The following is a 19086-nucleotide window of genomic DNA, read 5'->3' on the forward strand; positions in this document are numbered from 1 at the left end:
ACGTCACTACCGACGGACCGGCTTCGGGGTGAACCCGTTGCCGGCTGTCGGCACCGATCCAGCCGTGCCGTGCGAGCGGCGATGCGCCGTTCCAGGTGTGGTCGAACAGCCCGGCCCGGTGGCGGCCGGGCGTCAGAAGGGAACCGAACACGTGCGTCGACTGATCCTGCCCGCGGTGCTCGCGGTCGCGTTCGCGCTGACCGGCTGCGACAGCGCCGAACCTGCACCGCCAGCGGCTGGCCCCGGCGCGGACGTGGAGACCGACCTGGATCTGCCCGCCGACGGTGCCGGCAGCGAGGCCCCGCCCTGCCCGTTCAGCGCGGCCCAGATCTCCGAGCTGGTCGGCCAGTCCATGGTCGACGACGGCAACTGCAGCTTCGGTGACGGCAAAGGGGTGGCGGCGCTGTCCGTGACGACCGCCTCCCAGTTGGCCGGCGAGACGACCTACGACTACCAGCGCCAGCAGGCCGAGCAGACCTACCAGACGGTGACGGACCTCGACGGCGACGGCAAGGGTTACCTGGCGGTCAAGGACATCGGCGCCGAGGCGGTACTCGTCGGCGGGACTGGCAGCTTCACCGTGACGCTGAGCAGCTTCGAGCGCCTCGGCGCGCAGCCCGACGGCTACGAGCAGGCGCTGCGCCGGCTGCTCGACGCCCTGCCCCGGTGACACCACGCCCCGAGGAGACGACCGTGAGGTACCTCAAGCTCACCGCGACGGCCGCCGCCGTCGCCGCTCTCACCGCCTGCGGCGGCAGCGCCGAACCCGCCGCCGCGCCACCGCCACCGACAGAGGTTGCGGAGCCGGCACCGGCCGTCGAGTCGACCGAGCCGTCGGCCGAGGCACCGCAGGTCGACGCCTGCGCGCTGGTGCCCAAGGAGGACGCCGAGAAGCTGGCCGGCACCCCCCTGGAGGATGCGGTGCCGGTCCGCGAGACCTGCACGTACAGCGGGCCGGTCTCGGGTCCGTTGGCGCAGGTGGAGGTCTACGTGGGCGACGGAGCCAAGAAGATCCTCGACATCGACCGCGACCTCGACCACGAGTTCGAGACGCTGTCCGGGATCGGGGACGAGGCGTACCTGGAGGACGGCGCGGTCTTCGTCCACGCCGCCGGGGTGTGGGTGGCCGTCCGACTGGTCCGGCTGGACGACCCGGCCAAGTACGACAAGCCGCTGACCGAGTTGGCGCGGACGGTGGCCGGGCGGCTCTGAGCCCGGCCGGCCGGATCACGCCGACTCCCGCTCGGCGGGCGACTGCTCCGCCTCGTGGCGCCGCCCCTCGAAGCGTCGCCGGATCACGGCCACCGCCTCCTCGTCGTGACAGCCGAGGCTGCGCAGCAGGTCGGAGGCGACGGTGCGGATCTGGGCCACCACCACGCTGCCGGAGAACCCGACCCCCTCGTTGTACGCCTCGGCGGCCCGGTCGACCGCCTTGAGAACCAACTGCTCGGACCGGTTCGTGTGCTGCCGACTCTCGGCCTCGACCTGCAACAACGCCAAGGCGTCGCCGAAGTAGTGCACGGCGGCCGCCAGCCCGGGCGGTACCGGCTCGTCGTCGCGGACCGCGGTGGCCGCCCGGCGCAGCATCTCCTGACCGCCCCCGACGGCCAGGTCGAGGTAGCGCGTACCGCGCTGGTAGTGCTCGAACACGCCCCGTCGGTGCCAGCGGGCCGGCGACACCGCCACCGCCTCCTGCGCACCGGAGACGGCGTCGTTGAGCAGGGCCAGTTGGGGGCTCAGGCCGTACAACCCGTCCCGGGCCGCGGCCACGGCCGCGGCGTCGCGCCGGGACATGCCGTCCGCGGCGTCGTGCAGGTGTTCGATCAGGGCGGCGAAGAGCGGGCGCGCAGCCCGCTGGATGATGCGCACCGGGTTGACCGGCAGTAGGGCCACCACCGCCACGGCGGAGATCGCGCCGATGACCGCGTCGATGACCCGCGGCACCTCCAGTCCCCGCTGGATCGGCGAGAGGGTGGCGATCAGCACCGCCGTACCGCCGGCCTGGGTGACGACCGCGCCACCCCGGCTCATGGTCAAGGCGAGCAGGATGGCCAGGGTCACCACGGTGCCGATCTGCCACGGGCCGGTGCCGATCACCATGATCAGGGCGTCACCCACCAGGAGACCGGCCAGCACGCCGACCAGTAGTTCGACGGTACGGCGGGTACGGCGGCCGATCGCGGCGGCGATGGTGCCGACGGCGGCGCTGGGGGCGAACACCGGTGACGGGTGGTTCAGCAGCTCGTGCGCCAGCGTCCAGGCGAGCGCGGCGGACACCCCGGCCTGCACCGCGAGGATGCCGTACAGCTCCAGGCTCCGGCGTCGCTCCCGCCAGTTGATCCGCCGGCTGATGCGGCTGACCGTGCTGGCGACCTCGGCCTCGACCCGACCGCGGGCACGACGCGCCCGACTCGCGTTGTCCTCCCCCGCCGCCACGCCGCCGACTACCCCGCCGGGCCCCTCTCATTCGCCGCCCGGTGATGCCGGTGCCGCTTCCTCCGTGGCGGGCGGACGGCCCGCCGTCGACCAGCTCGACGCGATCTCCCACCCGTTCCGGTACGCCGAGCCATCGCGCTTTCCCGCCCGAGCACCCGCCTCACCTGGGAAGTAAGACCTCATATCGCGATGCATCGATTGACAAAGTTGATGATCCCAACTTATGGTGCGAGCCGGCCGGATGTTTCCGGTGGCCCGGCGACGCCCGGCCAGCCACCCCGTTGACACCATCACCACGCGAGGAGCGTCATGGCTGGGCTGAAGGGCACACTACGCAGGACACGTTGGCGATTCGGCCTGGTCGCCAGCGGCATCGCCGCACTACTCGCCGGTGCCGGCCTGATCAACGCCGGCACCGCCCACGCGGCGGCCGGATGCCGGGTGGCGTACTCCGCCCCCAGCCAGTGGCCGGGCGGGTTCACCGCCAACGTCGCCGTGACGAACCTCGGCGACCCGCTCAACGGCTGGCGGCTGACCTGGACGTTCCCCTCGGGGCAGCGGGTCACGCAGGCCTGGAACGCCACGGTCACCTCGTCCGGCGACGACGTCACCGCCAGCAACGTCAGCTACAACGCCGCCCTGGGCACCAACCAGACCGCGTCGTTCGGCTTCAACGGGTCGTGGTCCGGCAGCAACACGGCACCGACCACGTTCGCCCTCAACGGCGTCACCTGCACCGGCAGCGTCGGCACCACCCCGCCACCGACCACCACCCCGCCGCCGAGCACGCCACCGCCGAGCACCCCGCCGCCGACCAGCCCGCCGCCGGCCGGCGACCCGATGGCCTACGTGGCCGCGATGCAGCCCGGTTGGAACCTCGGCAACACCTTCGACGCGGTCGGCGCCGACGAAACCGCGTGGGGCAACCCGCGCGTCACCGAGGCGCAGCTCGACGCCGTCCGGGCACAGGGCTTCAACAGCATCCGGATCCCGGTGACCTGGAGCAACCACCACGGACCCGCGCCGTCGTACACGATCGACGCGGCCTGGCTGAACCGCGTCAAGGAGGTCGTCGGCTGGGCCCTTGACGACGGCTTCTACGTGATGATCAACCTGCACCACGACTCGTGGCAGTGGATTCACGAGATGCCGACGAACCGGACCACGGTGCTCAACCGCTACAACGCGCTGTGGACCCAGATCGCCGCCGCGTTCCGGGACCACTCGCCGAGGCTGCACTTCGAGAGCGTCAACGAGCCGCAGTTCGCCAACAGCTCCGGCGACGCCCAGAACGCGGAGCTGCTGCACGAGCTGAACGTCAACTTCCACCGGATCGTGCGCGCCTCCGGCGGCGCCAACGCCACCCGGATGCTGGTCCTGCCGACCCTGCACACCTCATCCGAGCAGGCCCGGATCAACGAGCTGACCACGACGATCAACCAGCTCAACGACCGCAACCTGATCGCCACCGTGCACTTCTACGGCTACTGGCCGTTCAGCGTCAACGTCGCCGGTGGCACCCGCTTCGACGCCACCACCCAGCAGGATCTGACCGACTCGTTCGACCGGGTGCACAACGCCTTCGTGACCCGCAACATCCCGGTCGTCATCGGCGAGTACGGGCTGCTCGGCTTCGACCGGCACACCGGCACCATCCAGCAGGGCGAGAAGCTCAAGTTCTTCGAGTTCCTCGGCCATTACGCGCGGACCAAGCGGATCACCACCCAGCTCTGGGACAATGGCCAGCACTTCGATCGGGTCGCCTTCCAGTGGAAGGACCCGGAGCTGTGGGCCCAGATCAGGTCGAGCTGGACGACCCGTTCCGGCACCGCGTCGTCCGATCAGGTGTACGTGCCGCGTACCGGCTCGATCACCGCGAAGTCGCTGACCCTCAACCTGAACGGCACCACCTTCTCCGGGTTGCGCCAGGGCAGCACCAACCTGACGCAGGGCACCGACTACACGGTCTCCGGCAACCAGCTCACCATCACCGCGAGCGCGCTGACCCGGCTGGTCGGAAACCGGGCGTACGGGGTCAACGCCAGCCTCCAGGCCCGCTTCTCGGCCGGTGTGCCCTGGCGGATCGACGTGATCACCTACGACACTCCGGTCCTGTCCAACGCCACCGGAACGACGGCCACCTTCGCCATCCCGACCCAGTTCCGCGGCGACCAGCTCGCCACCATGGAGGCGAGGTACGCCGACGGCAGCAACGCCGGCCCGCACGACTGGACGTCGTTCAAGGAGTTCGACGTGGCCTTCAGCCCCGACTATCCGGGTAACCGGATCGCGTTGACCGACACATTCTTCGGTGAGGTCCGCGACGGCGCACCGGTCACCCTCACCTTCCACTTCTGGAGCGGTGCACAGGTGACCTACCGCGTCACCCGGTCCGGCAGCACCGTCACCGGGGTCACCGGCTGACCCGCCCAGCGCCACCGGCCGCCCACCGGGTGGCCGGTGGCGCGCAGCGGTCATCATGGGACCATGATCCGTTTCCTGCTGAACGTGCTCTGGCTCATCTTCGGTGGCGGCCTGGTGCTGGCGATCGGCTACGGGATCGCCGCCCTGATCTGCTTCGTGCTCGTCATCACCATCCCGTTCGGCGTGGCGTCGTTGCGGCTGGCGTCGTACTCGCTGTGGCCCTTCGGCCGGACCCTGGTGCCCAAGCCCGGCGTCGGGGTGGCCTCGGGCCTCGCCAACATCATCTGGGTGCTGCTGGCCGGCTGGTGGCTGGCGCTCTCGCACATCGTCGCCGGCGTCAGCCTCTGCCTGACCATCATCGGGATCCCGTTCGGCGTGGCCAACTTCAAGCTCGTCCCGGCGGCGATCTGGCCGTTGGGGCAGGAAGTCGTACCCGCGCCGTGAGAGTGGAAGGCGTGTTCCCGACAGCAGCTGCCAATGACCTGACCGGTCGGGTTGCCCTCGTCACCGGGGCCAACCACGGCATCGGCGCGGCCACCGCCGTCGCGCTGGCCCGGTTGGGCGCAGCCGTGCTGGTCAGCTATCTACGGTTGGACGACCGGTCGGACCCGGGCATCCCGGATGCGTACCGACGCAACCGCGCCGCCGACGCGACCGGGGTGGTCGAGCGGGTCCGCGCCGTCGGTGGCCGGGTGCTGCCGGTCGAGGCGGACCTGGCGGACCCGGCCGTCCCGGCCCGGCTGTTCGACATCGCCGAACGCGAGCTGGGCACGGTCGACATTCTGGTGAACAATGCCAGCGGCTGGCTGGCCGACACCTTCAAACCCACCGCCGTCGACCGGCACGGCCGGACGCTGCGGCCGGTGAGCGCCGAGTCCTTCGACGCCCAGTTCGCCGTGGACGCCCGCGCGGGTGCCCTGCTGATCGCCGAGTTCGCCCGCCGCAACGTCGCCGCGCGACGCGGCTGGGGGCGCGTCATCAGCCTCACCTCGGGCGGCAGTGACGGGTTCCCCGAGGAGGTCTCCTACGGTGCCGCCAAGGCGGCCCTGGTCAACTACACCATGGCCGCAGCGCACGAACTCGCACCATTCGGCATCACCGCCAACGCCGTGCACCCACCGGTCACCGACACCGGCTGGATCAGCGAGGAGGTACGCGCCGCCGTCGCCGACGACCCCCATCTGCTGCGGGTGGCCGAGCCCGAGGAGGTCGCCGAGGTGATCGCCTTCCTCGCCGGGGAGAGCGGGCGACTGGTCACCGGCAACGTGGTCCAGCTGCGCTGACCGGCTCACCAGTGGGCGCCGCCGCAGACGCCTTCGGCACCCCGTGGCTCGACCTGCAACGTGGCGTGCTCGATGCTGAAGCGGTCGTGCAGCATCTGGCGGGCGGCGGCCAGCACCGGGGCCAGATCCGCGCCGACGTCCAGGGTGAGGTGTGCCGAGGCCACCTCCATGCCCGAGGTCAGGGTCCACACGTGCAGGTCGTGCACGTCGGCGACGCCATCGAGCCCACGCAGCCCGTCGCGCACCTCGGCGACGTCCACGTGCGGCGGCGCGGCCTGTACCAGGACCCGCAGCGCGGCGCGGCCGAGACGGTAGGTGCGGGGCAGGATGAACAGGCCCACCCCGACGGCGACGATCGGGTCCGCGTACCACCAGCCGGTCAGCGCGATCACCCCGGCCGCGACGAGCACGCCGACCGAGGCGAGCAGGTCACCGAGGACCTCCAGGTAGGCGCCGCGCACGTTCAGGCTCTCCGTCGACCCGGCCCGCAGCAGCAGGAAGGCGACCACGTTGGCGACCAGCCCGCCGACGGCCACCGCCAGCATCGGGCCGACCAGCACCTCCGGCGGTTCGTCCAACCGCCGCAACGCCTCCACCAGCACGTAGAGGGCCACCCCGGAGAGCAGCACCGCGTTGGCCAGCGCCGCCAGGACCTCCATCCGGTACAGGCCGAAGGTGCGCTGACCGTCCCGGGAGGCCCGGCTCGCGGCGGTGATCGCGGCGAGCGCCATGCCGATGCCCAGCACATCGGTGAACATGTGCCCGGCGTCCGACAGCAGGGCCAGGGAACCGGTCACCCAGGCCCCGACCGCCTCCACCAGCATGAAGACCGCCAACAGGGCGAAGGCCGCCCACAGCCGTCCACGGTGCTTCTCCCCCGCCCGGGCGACCTGCCGCCCGTGATCGTGCCCCGCACCCACCCGAGCCCCTCTCGCCGTCACCGTCGCCAACATATGCGTACATCGCAATAAGAGCAACTGTCCCAGCCGGCCCGCCCCGCGATCTTGCACTTCCGGTCGCCGAGATGCACCTTTTCACCACTTCTGAGGGGACAAGAAGTGCAAGATCGCGAGCGAGGGGGTCGGGCTCGGGGAGGAGGGGTGTTTGGGTGGGTGGGTGGGTGGGTCGGTCGGTCAGCGGGTGCGCCGGTTGGCGCGCAGGGCGCCGAGGATCACCTTCGGTGTGGCCAGCGAACTCGGGTGCTTCCGCATCGAGACGACGTCGTTGAACCGGCGGGCGGTGGCCACGTCGGTGACGGTCGCCGCGACGATCTGCCGGCTCACCCAGCTGGAGAACCGGTAGCCACGTGGGTAGGGGCCGTCGACGTGCGGCAACGCCAGGTCGGCCGAGGTCGAGATCGACCAGGCGGCGTCGACCACGATCTTCTGGAGGGCGAAGAAGTGGCGGGCCGGCAGACCGAGGTCCGGACCGGGCCGCAGGTAGTGCGAAAGGCAGGCCGCGTGCAGCGCGGCGGCGGTGATGCCCTGCCCGTACACCGGGTTGAACGAGGCGACCGCGTCACCGACGCCGACCAGCCCCGCCGGCAGCCGGGTCACCGCGTGGAAGTCCCGACGCCGGCTGTCGGCGTGCCGGTAGGTCTGCACGTCGCCGAGCATCTCGCTGTCGGCGACCGTCGCGAACTCCGGCGGGAACTGCTCGCGCAACCGGCGGACGAAGTCCTCGGCGGTACGGCCGGGCCGGTTCTCTCCGTAACCGGCCATCATGGCCATCCACCGACCGTCCTCGATCGCGAAAAACGCGGCACCAGCAACATCCACGGACGTCGTCGGGCTGTGCAGCGCCAGCACCACCGCGTGCTCGGGGTTGGCCTCGTGCCGCCGGAACAGGGCGGTCGCGTAGTTGAGGTGCACCGTCATCCGTCGCAGTGCCGGCCGCTCCCACCCGGCCTCCGCCAGCCAGTCGGACAGCCGGCTGGACCGCCCCATGGCATCCACCACCAGGTCGGCGTGCTCGACACCTGGCGAACCGCCGACGTCGTATCGGACGCCGCTGGTCACCGGACCGTCGAACACCAGCCCGGTGGCCCGCGCGGTGAGCGTCTTGACGTTGGGCAGTCGCAGTACCTGCTGCCGGATCAACGACTCCAGCAGCGGTCGGCTGCCGGCCAGGCTGTCGGCGTCGTCCGGTACGACGACCTTCAGCCGGCCGTCGAGGTAGTTCCGCCGGGCCGCGGGCGGGGCCTCGATCGCCCCCTGCGCCAGGGCCTGTTCCCGGAACCCGGGGAACAGCTGCTCCAACTGGAGGAAGCCGCCGGGAAGCAGGGCGTGCAGTTGGGTCCCCTGTGGTACGCCCGGTCGTCCACCGGTGGCGTGCAGGTCGTCGCGATCGATGATCACCACACTGTCGGCATGTTCGGAGAGCACCCGGGCGGCCAGCATTCCGGCGATGCTGCCGCCGATCACCACCGCCTTGCCCATGACAGGGGACGCCTGGTCGGGCGGTCGCACCGCGTTCAGTGCGGCGAGGACCCGAGCCGGAGAGAGGGACATGGTGCTCTCCAAAGGGGGTACGAGGTGTGGCGCCTTTCCGCCTGCCGGCCAGTGACCGGTGCTCGGGCAGACCGACGGAGCCGGGCGGTCGGCATGACGCCCAACGATCGTTGCACAGGGAGGGAACGCAAACGACGATCCGTCCCGGTGCCCGGTCACCTCCGCACCCGGCGGGCTCAGCTCCGGGCGGCACCGTCCGGCGCCGGTTCCCGGCGGGCACCGACCCGGTTGACCAGGTACCCGAAGGCGGCGGCTGTGAAGAACATGACGATGCCGTAGACGGCGCCGGGAATCGCCATCTGGGTGCTGTTGAGCAGCGCCGGGCTGAGCGCGATGGTGATGGCCAGGGTGCTGTTGTGGATGCCGATCTCGAACCCGGCCGCCTTGGCGGCGCTGCGCTCGACCCCGGCCAGCCTCGGCACCCCGTACCCGATGCCGAGGCTGAGCAGGTTGAACGCCAGCACGGCCAGTCCGACGGAGACGAAGTAGTCGGCGAGGTTCTCCCGCTCACCGAGCACGGCACCGGCGATCACCGCCACCAGGACCACCACGGACAGCACCCGGACCGGGCGGTCCAACCGCTCGGCGATCCGGGCCGACCGGGCCCGGATCAGCATCCCGACGGCGACCGGGACCAGCACGATCGCGAACACCTGGAGCACCTTGTCGAACTGCAACCCGATGCTGCGCGCATCGCCGAGGAGGTACGCCGCCGACAGGTTCACCACGATCGGCAGGGTGAACACGGCCAGCACCGAGTTGATGGCGGTCAGGGTGATGTTCAGGGCCACGTGTCCGCCGAAGAGGTGGCTGTAGAGGTTGGCCGTGGTGCCGCCCGGCGAGGCGGCCAACAGCATCATCCCGACCCCCAGTTCGGGCGGCAGGTCGAAGGCGAGCACCAGGCCGAAGCAGAGCGTCGGCAGCAGCAGCACCTGGCACACCAGCGCGATGACGGCGGCCTTCGGGTGCCGGGCCACCCGGCGGAAGTCGCCGGTGGTCAGGCCGAGACCCAGACCGAGCATGATGATGCCGAGGGCGACGGGTAGTCCGATCAAGGTCAGGGCGGAGTCCATGACACGACATCGTTACTACCTGGTAACGCACTCGCAATCCTCCATGTGGCCGGGGTGGCCGCTTCCCGCGCTCAGAACTGGACGACCCGCCCCACCCGGGGCGGGGTACGGCCCGCGAGCACGTCGAGCCAGGCCCGCTCCAGAGCGGCCGGGCCGGTGCCGGGCTGGACGTCGAGCCATCCGCCCACCACCTCCGCGAAACGCCACCAGGCTTCGGCGAAGCGCCGGTCGAGCCCGTCGCGACCCCAGTCCAGGCGACGTTTGCGCATCTGCACCGGGGCGAAGAAGACCTCTCCGGCGGCGTCGGCATTCGGGATCTGGTTGGTCAGACCGACCGCGATGTCGCGGACCAGCCGGTCGCCGAGACGCCGCCGCAGGGCGGCCCGGGTCGCGGGCGCACCCGACAGGTCGAGGTAGGCGGCCGGCTCCTGGTCTAGGGCGGCGATCCCGTCGTACGGCAGCACCTCGTCGTAGCAGCCGAGCGAGCGGGTGAACTCCAGGTTGCCGGGCGAGGTGAGCCCGATCAGGCGCGGGCCGCGCCCGCGCAGTTCGACCGCGGCGGCGTACGCGGTCTTGCTGGACGCCGACGAAAACACCAGCGACGTCGCGCCGTAGCAGTCGTTGTCGACGACCTGGTCGGCCAGCATGAAGGAGGTGAAGAAGAGCGGCCGGAACAGGATCAGCAGGTCCTCCTGGTCGGCCCGGTACGCCGGGTCACCGTCGGTCGAGCGGTACCCGTTGTACGGCGAGGGCAGCTCGGCCCGGTGCGCGCTTCCGTCCCGGAACCCGGAGGCGTCCACCCTCGACGGCCGCACCACCAGGTGCCCGGCTGGCGGAAGATAGCCGTACACCCGCTGCCCCACCTCGACCTCGGCGACGGTCGAGGCGACCACCTCGGCGAACCCCCACAACGGTGGCAGCCCCCACCGCCCGCCCAGCCCGTACCGGTCGGCGGGGAAGAACTCCCAGTACCGCATCGACTCGCCGAGCACCGCGTAGGTGACGTTGTTGGCGGTCAGTCCGACGCGGTCCACGCGCAACAACGCCTCGCCGTCGGACAGCTCCGGCACGGCCCACTCCACCAGGGTGGTGCGGCTCAGCTCGGCACGGTCCACGGCGAACGTCCAGGAGGCAGCCATGCTGGAGACGCTAGGCAGCCGGAGCCGCCACGACAAGATGCACTGCTAGTGCAAAATCACACTCCTCGCCGGCACCGCACAACCTTTCCTGGCGGCCCGGGGTCTTCCTGTCATGAACGATGCCCAGACGGGGCTGGAGGGCACAGGTGACCGATGACGGCTTCCGCGAGTTCGTCGAGATCCGGTACACGGACCTGATCCGGACCGCGTACCTGCTTACCGGTTCCCGGCACGCGGCCGAGGATCTGGTGCAGATCGCGCTGATGCGGGCGATGCGCCGGTGGCGGCAGGTGGACGAGCCGATGGCGTACGTCCGCCGGATCATGGTCAACGAGCGGACCCGACTGTGGCGGCGCTTCGGTTCCCGGGAGTTCCTCGCCGGTGTCACCGGCTCCTGGCAGGCCCCGACCGAGCCTGGCCGGGACCTGGCCGACGATGTCGTGGCCCGCGACGAGATGCTCGCCGCGCTGCACGGCCTGCCGCCCCGGATGCGCGCGGTGCTGGTGCTGCGCTACTGGGAGGACCTCACCGAGTCACAGATCGCCGACGCGCTCGGATGCTCGGTCGGGACGGTGAAGAGTCAGTCCTCGCGGGCACTCGCCCGGCTGCGGGCGGTGTTGCCGGCAGCACCGTCCCGGCCGATGACGTCGCAACGAGCGGCACCGCAACGGCGTGTCGGAGAGGGTTCGCTGGCCGCGGTGGCGGACGTGTCGAGAAGGAGAGACCCGAGCGATGGCCGATGAGATCAGGCAGGCACTGGCCCGGCTCGCCGAACCGGTGGTGCCACAACCCGACCCGTACCAGCGGTTGCTCGGTCGCGTGCGGCGGCGCCGGCGGCGACAGACGGCGGTGACGGGCGTGGCCGCCCTGGTGCTGGCCGCGGTGGTCATACCGCCGGTGGGTTTTGTGAGCCTGCTGAGGACCGACGAATCCACGTTGGCCGCGGCGGCGTACCAGCCGGCGAGTCCGATCGGCGATCCGATGGTGCGGCGGCTGCTCGATTCACCTACGCGCGGCAGTCTGGCCGGCGACACGGCGCTGATCGCCACCATCGAGCGGGAGTACCGGGCCGCCCGCGCCGACCTCCTCGTCGATCCGTCGTTGGACGACGTCCGGGTGCTGTTCGCCCACGACGTGCCGGGTGCCCGAGTGGTGGTGGTGGCCTACCTGAACGACTCACACGCACTGCTACGCCATGCCAGCGGCCCGCAGGGCGCTTCCGTGCCGGAACTGCTCGACCGGACCGGGACGCCGGACGAGCCGCAGGAATTGACTCCGTACCTGTTCATCGGACGGCACTCCCTCGCGGACGGCGACCACACCGCCGATCTCGCGGTCGGCCTGGCACCAGCCGGCTGTCAAGTGGAGACCTCCCACGACGGTCGGCTCCAGCCGAGCGGCTCCGTCGTCCGCTCCTGGCAGCCGGTGGGCACCGACGGCTTCGTGGTGCAGGCGGCGGATGATCCGGCCGGACGGTGGCAGTTCAGCTGTGACAGCGTCGTGCGGTATGCGGGACCGGCGGTCCGGATCGGCCTACGGAGGAACCTGACGATCACGGATGCGCAGAGCACCGACCTCGGCAGCACCGCCGTCCGAGAACTGCGCGCCGCGCTCGACGGCGAAGGACTCACCGGCTCGGCGCCCGAGGTGCTCTGGACCGGTCGGTTGCCCACCTGGGTTCCCAACGCGCCGGCAGCCGTCCTGGTCCGGTCCTGTTCGGCCGACGGCGGTTGCGCCGCGCTGCTCAAGGCCGATGCCCGTGCGCTTGCGTCATCGGACCAAGCGGTTCCGCCCGACCGGACGGGCATCGGTAGCGCCGTCCTGGTCGCCGTGCCGTTGCCGGGCGAGACCGCCGGTGTGCTGGTGGCCGGGCCGGAGTCGGCGAAACGCGCCGAGCTGATCGACGCGCGGGGGTCGACGCTGGCCGAGGGTCCGCTCACCGACGGGATCGGCGTCTTCGAGATCGACCATCGCAAGGTTGCCGGGGTGAAGGTCTTCGACAGTGCCGACCAGCTCCTGCTCAGCACGGCCACGCCGCACCTCGTCGCCGACAGCAACCAGATCGCTGAACCTACGATCTGGGCCTGGTGACGCTCGCACCGAAACCATCAGTCCGGGGGCACGCCGCCGGTCGGGCCGGTGCGGCTACCGGGTCGCCATGCGACGGGTCAGCTCGGCCGCCCGGTACGCCGCGACCCGACTGGCCTGACCGGCCACGAAGCGCCGCAGCAGCGCCGGTGCGTCGGCGGTGACCCGTTCATCGACCCGGGTGCCCTCCGGTACCGGGGTCAGCTCCACCACCGCGCGCAGGGACACCCAGCCCGGGCTGCGCACCGCGCTGACCAGCGGGCCGTGCGGCGGCGTCGACACCATGCGTACCCGGATGCGGTTGTCCCACCGCAACGGCCCGACCAACCGGAACCGCTCGACGGCGACGTACTCGGCGACCGCGCGGCCCTCGGCGTCGTGACCGTGCCGCACGTCGTCGACCGCCACGATCAGCGGCGACAGTCCAATGTAGCTGCGCGGATCGGCCAGGTGCGCGTACACCACCTCCGGCGGGGCCGCGACGGTGCAGGTCGTCTCGAACGCGATCGGCGGCTTCCGGTCCTCGGGCACGCCCCATGGTGGCACGCCGGCGGCGGGACCGTGTCCCGCCGTCGGCGTGCCCGGCCGGTCAGGACGGCGGGGTCGCCTTCGCCAGCCCGCGCTCGACGGCGGCGATGAGCTGCGGACGCAGTTCCTCGGGCCGGATGATGGCGTCCACCGAGCCGACCTCGACCGCACGCTGGATGCTGTGCACGCCGTCGAACTCGGCGGCCACCTCCGCCAGCTTCTCCGCCCGCACCGACGCGCGCACGTCCATCAGTTGCGTCACCAGCGCCGCCCGCTGCCCGCCGCTCGCCGCCGCGACCCGGGCCTCCAGCTCGGCCACCCGGGCATCCTTGGCAGTACGGGCGTTGACGTCACCGGCGAACACCACGGCCGCAGCCGGTGCGCCGCCGATGACGGAGGCGAACGAACCCGCCACGGCGAGGACCGTCATGTTCGGGTTGAGCGCCTTGGAGAAGACCACGAACGCGCCACCGTGGTACCGCGAGATCACGCAGAAGACGATCGGTCCGTCGAAGTTGACGATCGCCCGGCCGATCTCCGCGCCGTACTCCAGCTGCAACTGTCGCATCGACTCCGGCGAGCCGTCGAAGCCGGAGAGGTTGGCCAGCACCACCAGCGGCCGGTTTCCGCTGGCCGCGTTTATCGCTCGGGCGGCCTTCTTCGAGGAACGCGGAAAAAGCGTGCCGGCGGTGTAGGTGTCCGGCCCGTCGGTGGGCGGGAACCCGCGCCGGGGCACCGAGCGGGACTCGATGCCGAGCAGGCACACCGGGATGCCGCCGAGGTGCACATCCTGCACGACCGCCGTCTCGGCGTCGGCCATGCCCGCCCAGCGTTCCAGGACCGCGTGATCCTGGTCGGCCAGGGCCCGCATCAGCGTACGGATGTCGAACGCCTTCTTGCGGTCGGGGTTGCGCTCCCGGGAGAAGATCTCGCCCACGGTGGTGAAGTCGCTGTCCGGCATCGCGTGCGGGTAGTCGGAGATGTCGCGGTCGACCGGGTCGGTGGTGACCGCCCGGCGTGGCCTGCTCTCGCCCGGTGCCACGTAGGCGTGGTCGTGGTACGCCATCAGGACCTGGTGGGCACCCCGCAGGTCCGGCGCCCAGTACTGGGCCTGACCGTTGGGGCCCATCACCCGGTCGTAGCCGCCGATGCCGAAGTTGTCCTCGGCGGACACCCCACCGGAGAAGTCAAGCGACTGCTTACCGGTCAGCACCATCGCCGAATCCGGGGTCATCACCAGGATGCCCCTGGTGTGCATGAGCATCGTGGCCTCGGCGTTCCAGTACGGCTGGGCACCCACGGTGATCCCCGCGACGACGATGTTGATCTCACCACCGGCCTGGGTGAACTCGACGATCCGCTTGAGCGCGGCGGCCACCCAGTCCATGTTCTCGGTGCCCGAACTCATCGAGATCCGCGCGCCGGCCGACAGCGCGAACCAGTCGACAGGTACGCGCATCCGCTCGGCCAGGTCGAGCGCGGCGATCACCCGGGCACACTCCGGCTCGGCCAGCGCACCCAGCGCCCTGGTCGGATCGCCGAGCAGCACCACCCGGGTGACACCCTCCGGATAGCGCTCGGTGGGCGTGCTCGCCACACCGACGACGATGCCCGCCCGGTTCTGCCCCTTCGGCCGCTGCACCGGAACCAGTTCGCCGGAATCAGCCAGGTCGTACTCGACGAAACTGCCGTTGCGGCCGGCCAGCATCTCGGTCAGCTCGTACGGATAGGTGGTGCCGCGCCGCCGAGCCGACAGCACCTTCTGCCGGTAGTCGTCCAGCGGCTGGATCAGCTCCGCCGTCGGCTCGGTGACGGAGATCCGCATCCCCTCGTCGTAGGAGATCTGCACCGCGATGTCGATCAGCTCGCCGGTGTCCTCGTCCCGCTGGCGGCCGAGGAACAGCACCTCCTCCAGCCCGGCGTCCGCCGTGATCGGCAGCACCCGCTGGGCGACGGTGTTCAACTCCTCGATGCTCAGGTCGTTGGGGGGCCAGACGAACAGGGTGATCCGGTTGGTGTCGAACCGCTTCTTCGCCGGGCGCTGCGCCTGTACCTTGCGGATCGCGTCGAGGCAGGCGTCGAGCGCGCCCTCGATCGCGGGCAGCGCCAGGATCCGGCCGTCGGTGTCGCGCAGCGGGGTGAGGTCGCGTACCTGGGCCATCGCGGCCAGCCGCTCGTCGGCCGGATTGTCCGGCGCGACACAGTGGAAGAGGTACACCTCCTCGTCGGCCGAGGGCAGTCGGGTCAGCTCGAACTTGCGCAGCCGGGGCAGTTGCAGACGCTGGGCGATCAGCGGGTGCAGGCCCCGGATCACCCGGTCCTCGCCGAGTTCGGGCCGGAAGGTGAAGTGGTGGTGCATCTCGGCGCCGTTACGCCCGGCCACCGAGACCGTCACCCGCTGGAGCACGTCCAGCAGGCCAGCCTGGTCGAGCACCTCCCGCAGGGTCGCGGCCATCGCCTCCGCGTCGGGCTGCTCGGCCCAGGTCAGGTACACGTCGGCGACCGACGGCGCGCGATCACGGCCGGGCTCCAGCGGCGTCGGGCCAGCATCGTCGCCGCCCGCTCCGGCCAACGCGGCGACCTTCGTCAGGGTCGCCGGCAGCCCGGCGAAGTCCGTGGCCGCGGCGACCAGGCGGAAACGTTCGCCGTCGCGGTCGTACCCGGCGGTGAAGAACGACTGCCCCGTCACCTCGACGGCTCGGGCGTCGCTGGCGCCACGGCTGCCGTAGTAGCGGCGGCTGAGCACCTCGAGCATCGGGCCGTGGTCGACGCCCGGTCGGCCGATGCGCTGGGCGAGCAGCCGGACCAACGGCTCGGGTGAGGCGACCATCGTCGCGATCCGCTCGGCCCGGTCGGCCGCGTCGGGGTTGCGGTCGAGATGACGCAGGTTGCCACGGACGTCGGCGTACACCTCGGCCCGCTTGCGTCGCAGCATCGGCTGCGCCGCCCAACGGAACACCACGCTGCGGGCGAGGTCGCCGACCACCGGGAACCGACGCTGGGTGGCGAAGATCAGGTGTTCCAACGCCTGACCGACCAGCTCGCGCAGGCTCTCGGCCGGCGGCGGTTCGGTCAGCCACCGTTGCAGGAAGGTGACGATCACCTTCACGTCGGCCGCCGCCCGCTGCTGCGCCAGGAAGATCCGGAAGACCGCCTCCTCCAGCTCCGGCGTACGTTCGAAGTCGTCGATGCCGTAGTGGGCGAGCACCCGGGCGAGGCGCTGGCGGAACGTCTCCGGCAGGGCGGCCCGCTCGACGTCGAGGCACTGGAGGTAGGTGTGGAAGTACTCGCGTGGGCTGTGCACGCGGGTGTCGGCCCTGGTCTCCTCGCCGGCCGGACGGTTGCGGCTGAGCTCGGACAGGTCGGCGAAGACCTGGAGCAGCTCGACCTCATCCTCCAGCGGCCGGTGTGGCAGCTCGGCCCGGGCGGCCAGGTAGGCGGCGAGGGCTCGGCGTTCGTCGCGCGGATCCAGGTCGTAGCCGAGCAGCAGGCTGCGCAGCTCGGCGATGCCCCGGGCCACGCGGTCCCCGGTGGACAGCCCGGTCGGCTCGGGCGGCAGTTCCAGGTCGACGGCCGTGGACTCGGCGGCCTCGCTCACGGTCCCGTCGCCGAGCGGTTCCAGGCGCAGCAGCGGTGCACCGGTCTCCACCTGACTGCCGACGGAGACCAGGCACTCGCGCACCTTCGCCGCGAACGGGGCGCGCAGCACGGTCTCCATCTTCATGCTCTCCAGGACCAGCACCGGCGCGCCGGCCTCGACCTCGTCGCCCACCGCGAGCGGGGTCGCGACGACAAGCGCGGGTGACAGGGAGCGCAGTACGCCGCCCTCGTCCCGGCTGACCCGGTGCGTGATGCCGTCCACCTCGACCAGGTGGATGGGCCCGTGGGTGTCGGTGACCAGCCGGAACCGCCGTCCGTTGACCAGGATCCGGCCGCTGTGCTCGTCGAAGCGCTCCAGCTCGACGTCCACCGTCGACGTGTCACCGACACCGACCCGGAACCGGTGCGGGCCGGTCTGCGCGACGGAGACGCGGTAGGTCGCGCCGCGCAGCTTCAGGTCGATCGGCCGGCCGCTGGAGTGCTGGACCTGGGGACGGCCACCGTGCGCGGTGGAGAGCAGTCGCTGCCGCTCGACGTGCGCCTCGTCCTCGTACGCCTCGATGGCGGCGGCGGCCAGCGCCACGCCGGAGTGCCGGGTGGAGACCAGGCGACCCTGCGCGCGGACCCGGTCGATCCAGCCGGTGTCGGCACTGGCATCGATCACCTCGGGCTGGTCCAGCAGGTCGAGCAGGAAGCTCTTGTTGCTCGCACCACCCTCGATGATCACCGTGGTCTCGGCGACCGCGCGCCGCAGCCGGCTCAGCGCCTCGCCGCGGCTGCGGCCGTACGCGATGATCTTCGCGATCATCGAGTCGAAGTCGGCGGGAATCACGTCACCCTCGCTGACCCCGGTGTCCACCCGCACGCCGGGCCCGCTGGGCAGCACCAGTCGCACGATCCGGCCGGGCGACGGCGCGAAGTCCCGGTCGGGGTCCTCGGCGTTGAGTCGGGCTTCGACGGCGTGCCCCGCCTCGGCCGGGATCCGGTCGCCGAGCCGGCCACCGGCGGCCACCTGGATCTGTGCCTTGACCAGGTCGAAGTCGGTGGTCGCCTCGGTGATCGGGTGCTCCACCTGCAACCGGGTGTTGACCTCCAGGAAGGCGAACATCCGGTCACCCGGGTGGTAGAGGAACTCGACGGTGCCCGCGCCCCGGTAGTCCACGGCCAGCGCGAGCCGCTCGGCCGCCTCCTTCAGCTCACGAGTCTGCTCGGCGGAGAGCACCGGCGAGGCGGATTCCTCGATCACCTTCTGGTTGCGTCGCTGCACCGAGCAGTCCCGTACGCCCAGCGCCCACGCGGTGCCCTGGCCGTCGGCGATCACCTGCACCTCGACGTGCCGCGCACCGGTGACCAGCCGTTCCAGGAAGACCACACCACTGCCGAACGCGCGTTGGGCCTCCAGGCTCGTGCGCTCGTACGCCTCGGCAAGTTCGGTGTCGCTGCGCACCACCCGGATGCCCCGGCCACCCCCGCCCGCGGTGGCCTTCAGCATCAGCGGGTAGCCGATCTCGGCCGCGGCACGCTGGGCCGCGGCGAGGCTCTCCACCGCGCCACGACTCCACGGCGCCACCGGGACGCCGACCTCCTCGGCGATCAGCTTCGCGCCGATCTTGTCGCCGAGCTTGCGCATCGCCTCCGGGCTCGGGCCGATGAAGGTGACGCCGTTCTTCTCGCACAACTCGGCGAAGGCCGGATCCTCGGCCACGAAGCCCCAGCCCACCCAGACCGCGTCGGCGCCGGTGTCGTGCAGCGCCCGTTCGAGGACCCGGTGGTCCAGGTACGGTCGCGCCGACGCGGGCCCGAGGCAGTAGCTGTGGTCGGCCTCCCGCACGAAGGTGGCCGAGCGCTCCGCCTCGGTGTAGAGCGCGACGGTCTCGATCGGCGGGGCGTCGCTCTCGGCGTTGAGCTCGCGAACAGCGTGGATAAGCCGCATGGCGGCCTCTCCCCGGTTGACGATGGCGATGCGGCTGAACACCGAGCAGGCCTCCGGAAGATCGTCCCTGAC

Annotated in this window: 14 protein-coding genes; 7 read left to right on the plus strand and 7 right to left on the minus strand. The window is 71.3% G+C overall.

Annotated elements, in window-relative coordinates:
* The first annotated feature begins 151 nt into the window (after positions 1–151).
* Together AB0J93_RS07785 and AB0J93_RS07790 are read left to right on the plus strand one after the other, a co-directional pair.
* The gene (locus AB0J93_RS07785) at positions 152–670 is read left to right on the plus strand and encodes a hypothetical protein (protein ID WP_363919217.1); all 519 of its coding nucleotides are present in this window, start codon (positions 152–154) and stop codon (positions 668–670) included.
* Positions 671–693: 23 nt separating this feature from the next.
* Positions 694–1212 (plus strand): hypothetical protein, encoded by a 519-nt coding sequence (locus AB0J93_RS07790; protein WP_363919219.1) that lies wholly within the window; start codon positions 694–696, stop codon positions 1210–1212.
* 15 nt (positions 1213–1227) lie between these two features.
* Here the strand turns inward: AB0J93_RS07790 and AB0J93_RS07795 are convergent, their stop codons facing one another.
* Positions 1228–2436 (minus strand): FUSC family protein, encoded by a 1209-nt coding sequence (locus AB0J93_RS07795; RefSeq protein WP_363919221.1) that lies wholly within the window; start codon positions 2434–2436, stop codon positions 1228–1230.
* A gap of 309 nt (positions 2437–2745) precedes the next feature.
* On the opposite strand from AB0J93_RS07795, the gene AB0J93_RS07800 reads away from it, so the two are divergent.
* The 3 genes from AB0J93_RS07800 (at position 2746) to AB0J93_RS07810 (ending at position 6143) form a co-directional block, all read left to right on the plus strand.
* Positions 2746–4860 (plus strand): cellulase family glycosylhydrolase, encoded by a 2115-nt coding sequence (locus AB0J93_RS07800; RefSeq protein WP_363919223.1) that lies wholly within the window; start codon positions 2746–2748, stop codon positions 4858–4860.
* Between the two features lie 63 nt (positions 4861–4923).
* The gene (locus tag AB0J93_RS07805; protein ID WP_099851924.1) at positions 4924–5304 is read left to right on the plus strand and encodes a YccF domain-containing protein; all 381 of its coding nucleotides are present in this window, start codon (positions 4924–4926) and stop codon (positions 5302–5304) included.
* A gap of 11 nt (positions 5305–5315) precedes the next feature.
* A complete protein-coding gene (locus AB0J93_RS07810; protein WP_363919226.1) occupies positions 5316–6143 on the plus strand; it encodes an SDR family oxidoreductase in 828 nt (275 codons plus the stop codon).
* 5 nt (positions 6144–6148) lie between these two features.
* Here the strand turns inward: AB0J93_RS07810 and AB0J93_RS07815 are convergent, their stop codons facing one another.
* The 4 genes from AB0J93_RS07815 to AB0J93_RS07830 all read right to left on the minus strand — a co-directional run bounded on the left by AB0J93_RS07815 (position 6149) and on the right by AB0J93_RS07830 (position 10865).
* Entirely contained in the window at positions 6149–7063 is a 915-nt protein-coding gene (locus AB0J93_RS07815; RefSeq protein ID WP_363919492.1) for a cation diffusion facilitator family transporter, read from the minus strand.
* Positions 7064–7276: 213 nt separating this feature from the next.
* Positions 7277–8653 carry an FAD-dependent oxidoreductase gene (locus AB0J93_RS07820; protein WP_363919229.1) on the minus strand — a complete coding sequence of 459 codons (1377 nt, stop codon included), beginning with the start codon at positions 8651–8653 and terminating at the stop codon, positions 7277–7279.
* 176 nt (positions 8654–8829) lie between these two features.
* A complete protein-coding gene (locus tag AB0J93_RS07825) occupies positions 8830–9726 on the minus strand; it encodes a bile acid:sodium symporter family protein (RefSeq protein WP_363919232.1) in 897 nt (298 codons plus the stop codon).
* A gap of 71 nt (positions 9727–9797) precedes the next feature.
* Positions 9798–10865, minus strand: coding sequence for a DUF2855 family protein (locus AB0J93_RS07830; protein WP_363919234.1), 1068 nt, complete (start codon positions 10863–10865; stop codon positions 9798–9800).
* Between the two features lie 146 nt (positions 10866–11011).
* Here AB0J93_RS07830 and AB0J93_RS07835 point away from each other — a divergent pair, with 146 nt between their 5' ends.
* Positions 11012–11608 carry a SigE family RNA polymerase sigma factor gene (locus tag AB0J93_RS07835; RefSeq protein WP_363919237.1) on the plus strand — a complete coding sequence of 199 codons (597 nt, stop codon included), beginning with the start codon at positions 11012–11014 and terminating at the stop codon, positions 11606–11608.
* Complete coding sequence (locus tag AB0J93_RS07840; RefSeq protein WP_363919239.1) at positions 11598–12956, plus strand: hypothetical protein; 1359 nt, start codon at positions 11598–11600, stop codon at positions 12954–12956. The genes AB0J93_RS07835 and AB0J93_RS07840 overlap by 11 nt, the downstream gene beginning before the upstream one ends.
* A 54-nt stretch (positions 12957–13010) precedes the next feature.
* Here the strand turns inward: AB0J93_RS07840 and AB0J93_RS07845 are convergent, their stop codons facing one another.
* Both AB0J93_RS07845 and AB0J93_RS07850 read right to left on the minus strand, forming a co-directional pair.
* Complete coding sequence (locus AB0J93_RS07845; RefSeq protein ID WP_363919241.1) at positions 13011–13484, minus strand: SRPBCC family protein; 474 nt, start codon at positions 13482–13484, stop codon at positions 13011–13013.
* Positions 13485–13542: 58 nt separating this feature from the next.
* On the minus strand, positions 13543–19056 hold the full coding sequence (locus AB0J93_RS07850; protein ID WP_363919243.1) for a biotin carboxylase N-terminal domain-containing protein: 5514 nt from the start codon (positions 19054–19056) through the stop codon (positions 13543–13545).
* Between the last annotated feature and the right edge of the window lie 30 nt (positions 19057–19086).

Origin of the sequence: Micromonospora sp. NPDC049374, assembly GCF_040677165.1 — a bacterium.
Lineage (GTDB): Bacteria > Actinomycetota > Actinomycetes > Mycobacteriales > Micromonosporaceae > Micromonospora.

Coding starts and splice junctions, on each gene's coding strand:
- AB0J93_RS07800 (WP_363919223.1), top strand. CDS start 2,746: ATGGCTGGGCTGAAGGGCACACTACGCAGGACACGTTGGCGATTCGGC.
- AB0J93_RS07805 (WP_099851924.1), top strand. CDS start 4,924: ATGATCCGTTTCCTGCTGAACGTGCTCTGGCTCATCTTCGGTGGCGGC.
- AB0J93_RS07820 (WP_363919229.1), bottom strand. CDS start 8,653: ATGTCCCTCTCTCCGGCTCGGGTCCTCGCCGCACTGAACGCGGTGCGA.
- AB0J93_RS07825 (WP_363919232.1), bottom strand. CDS start 9,726: ATGGACTCCGCCCTGACCTTGATCGGACTACCCGTCGCCCTCGGCATC.
- AB0J93_RS07830 (WP_363919234.1), bottom strand. CDS start 10,865: ATGGCTGCCTCCTGGACGTTCGCCGTGGACCGTGCCGAGCTGAGCCGC.
- AB0J93_RS07840 (WP_363919239.1), top strand. CDS start 11,598: ATGGCCGATGAGATCAGGCAGGCACTGGCCCGGCTCGCCGAACCGGTG.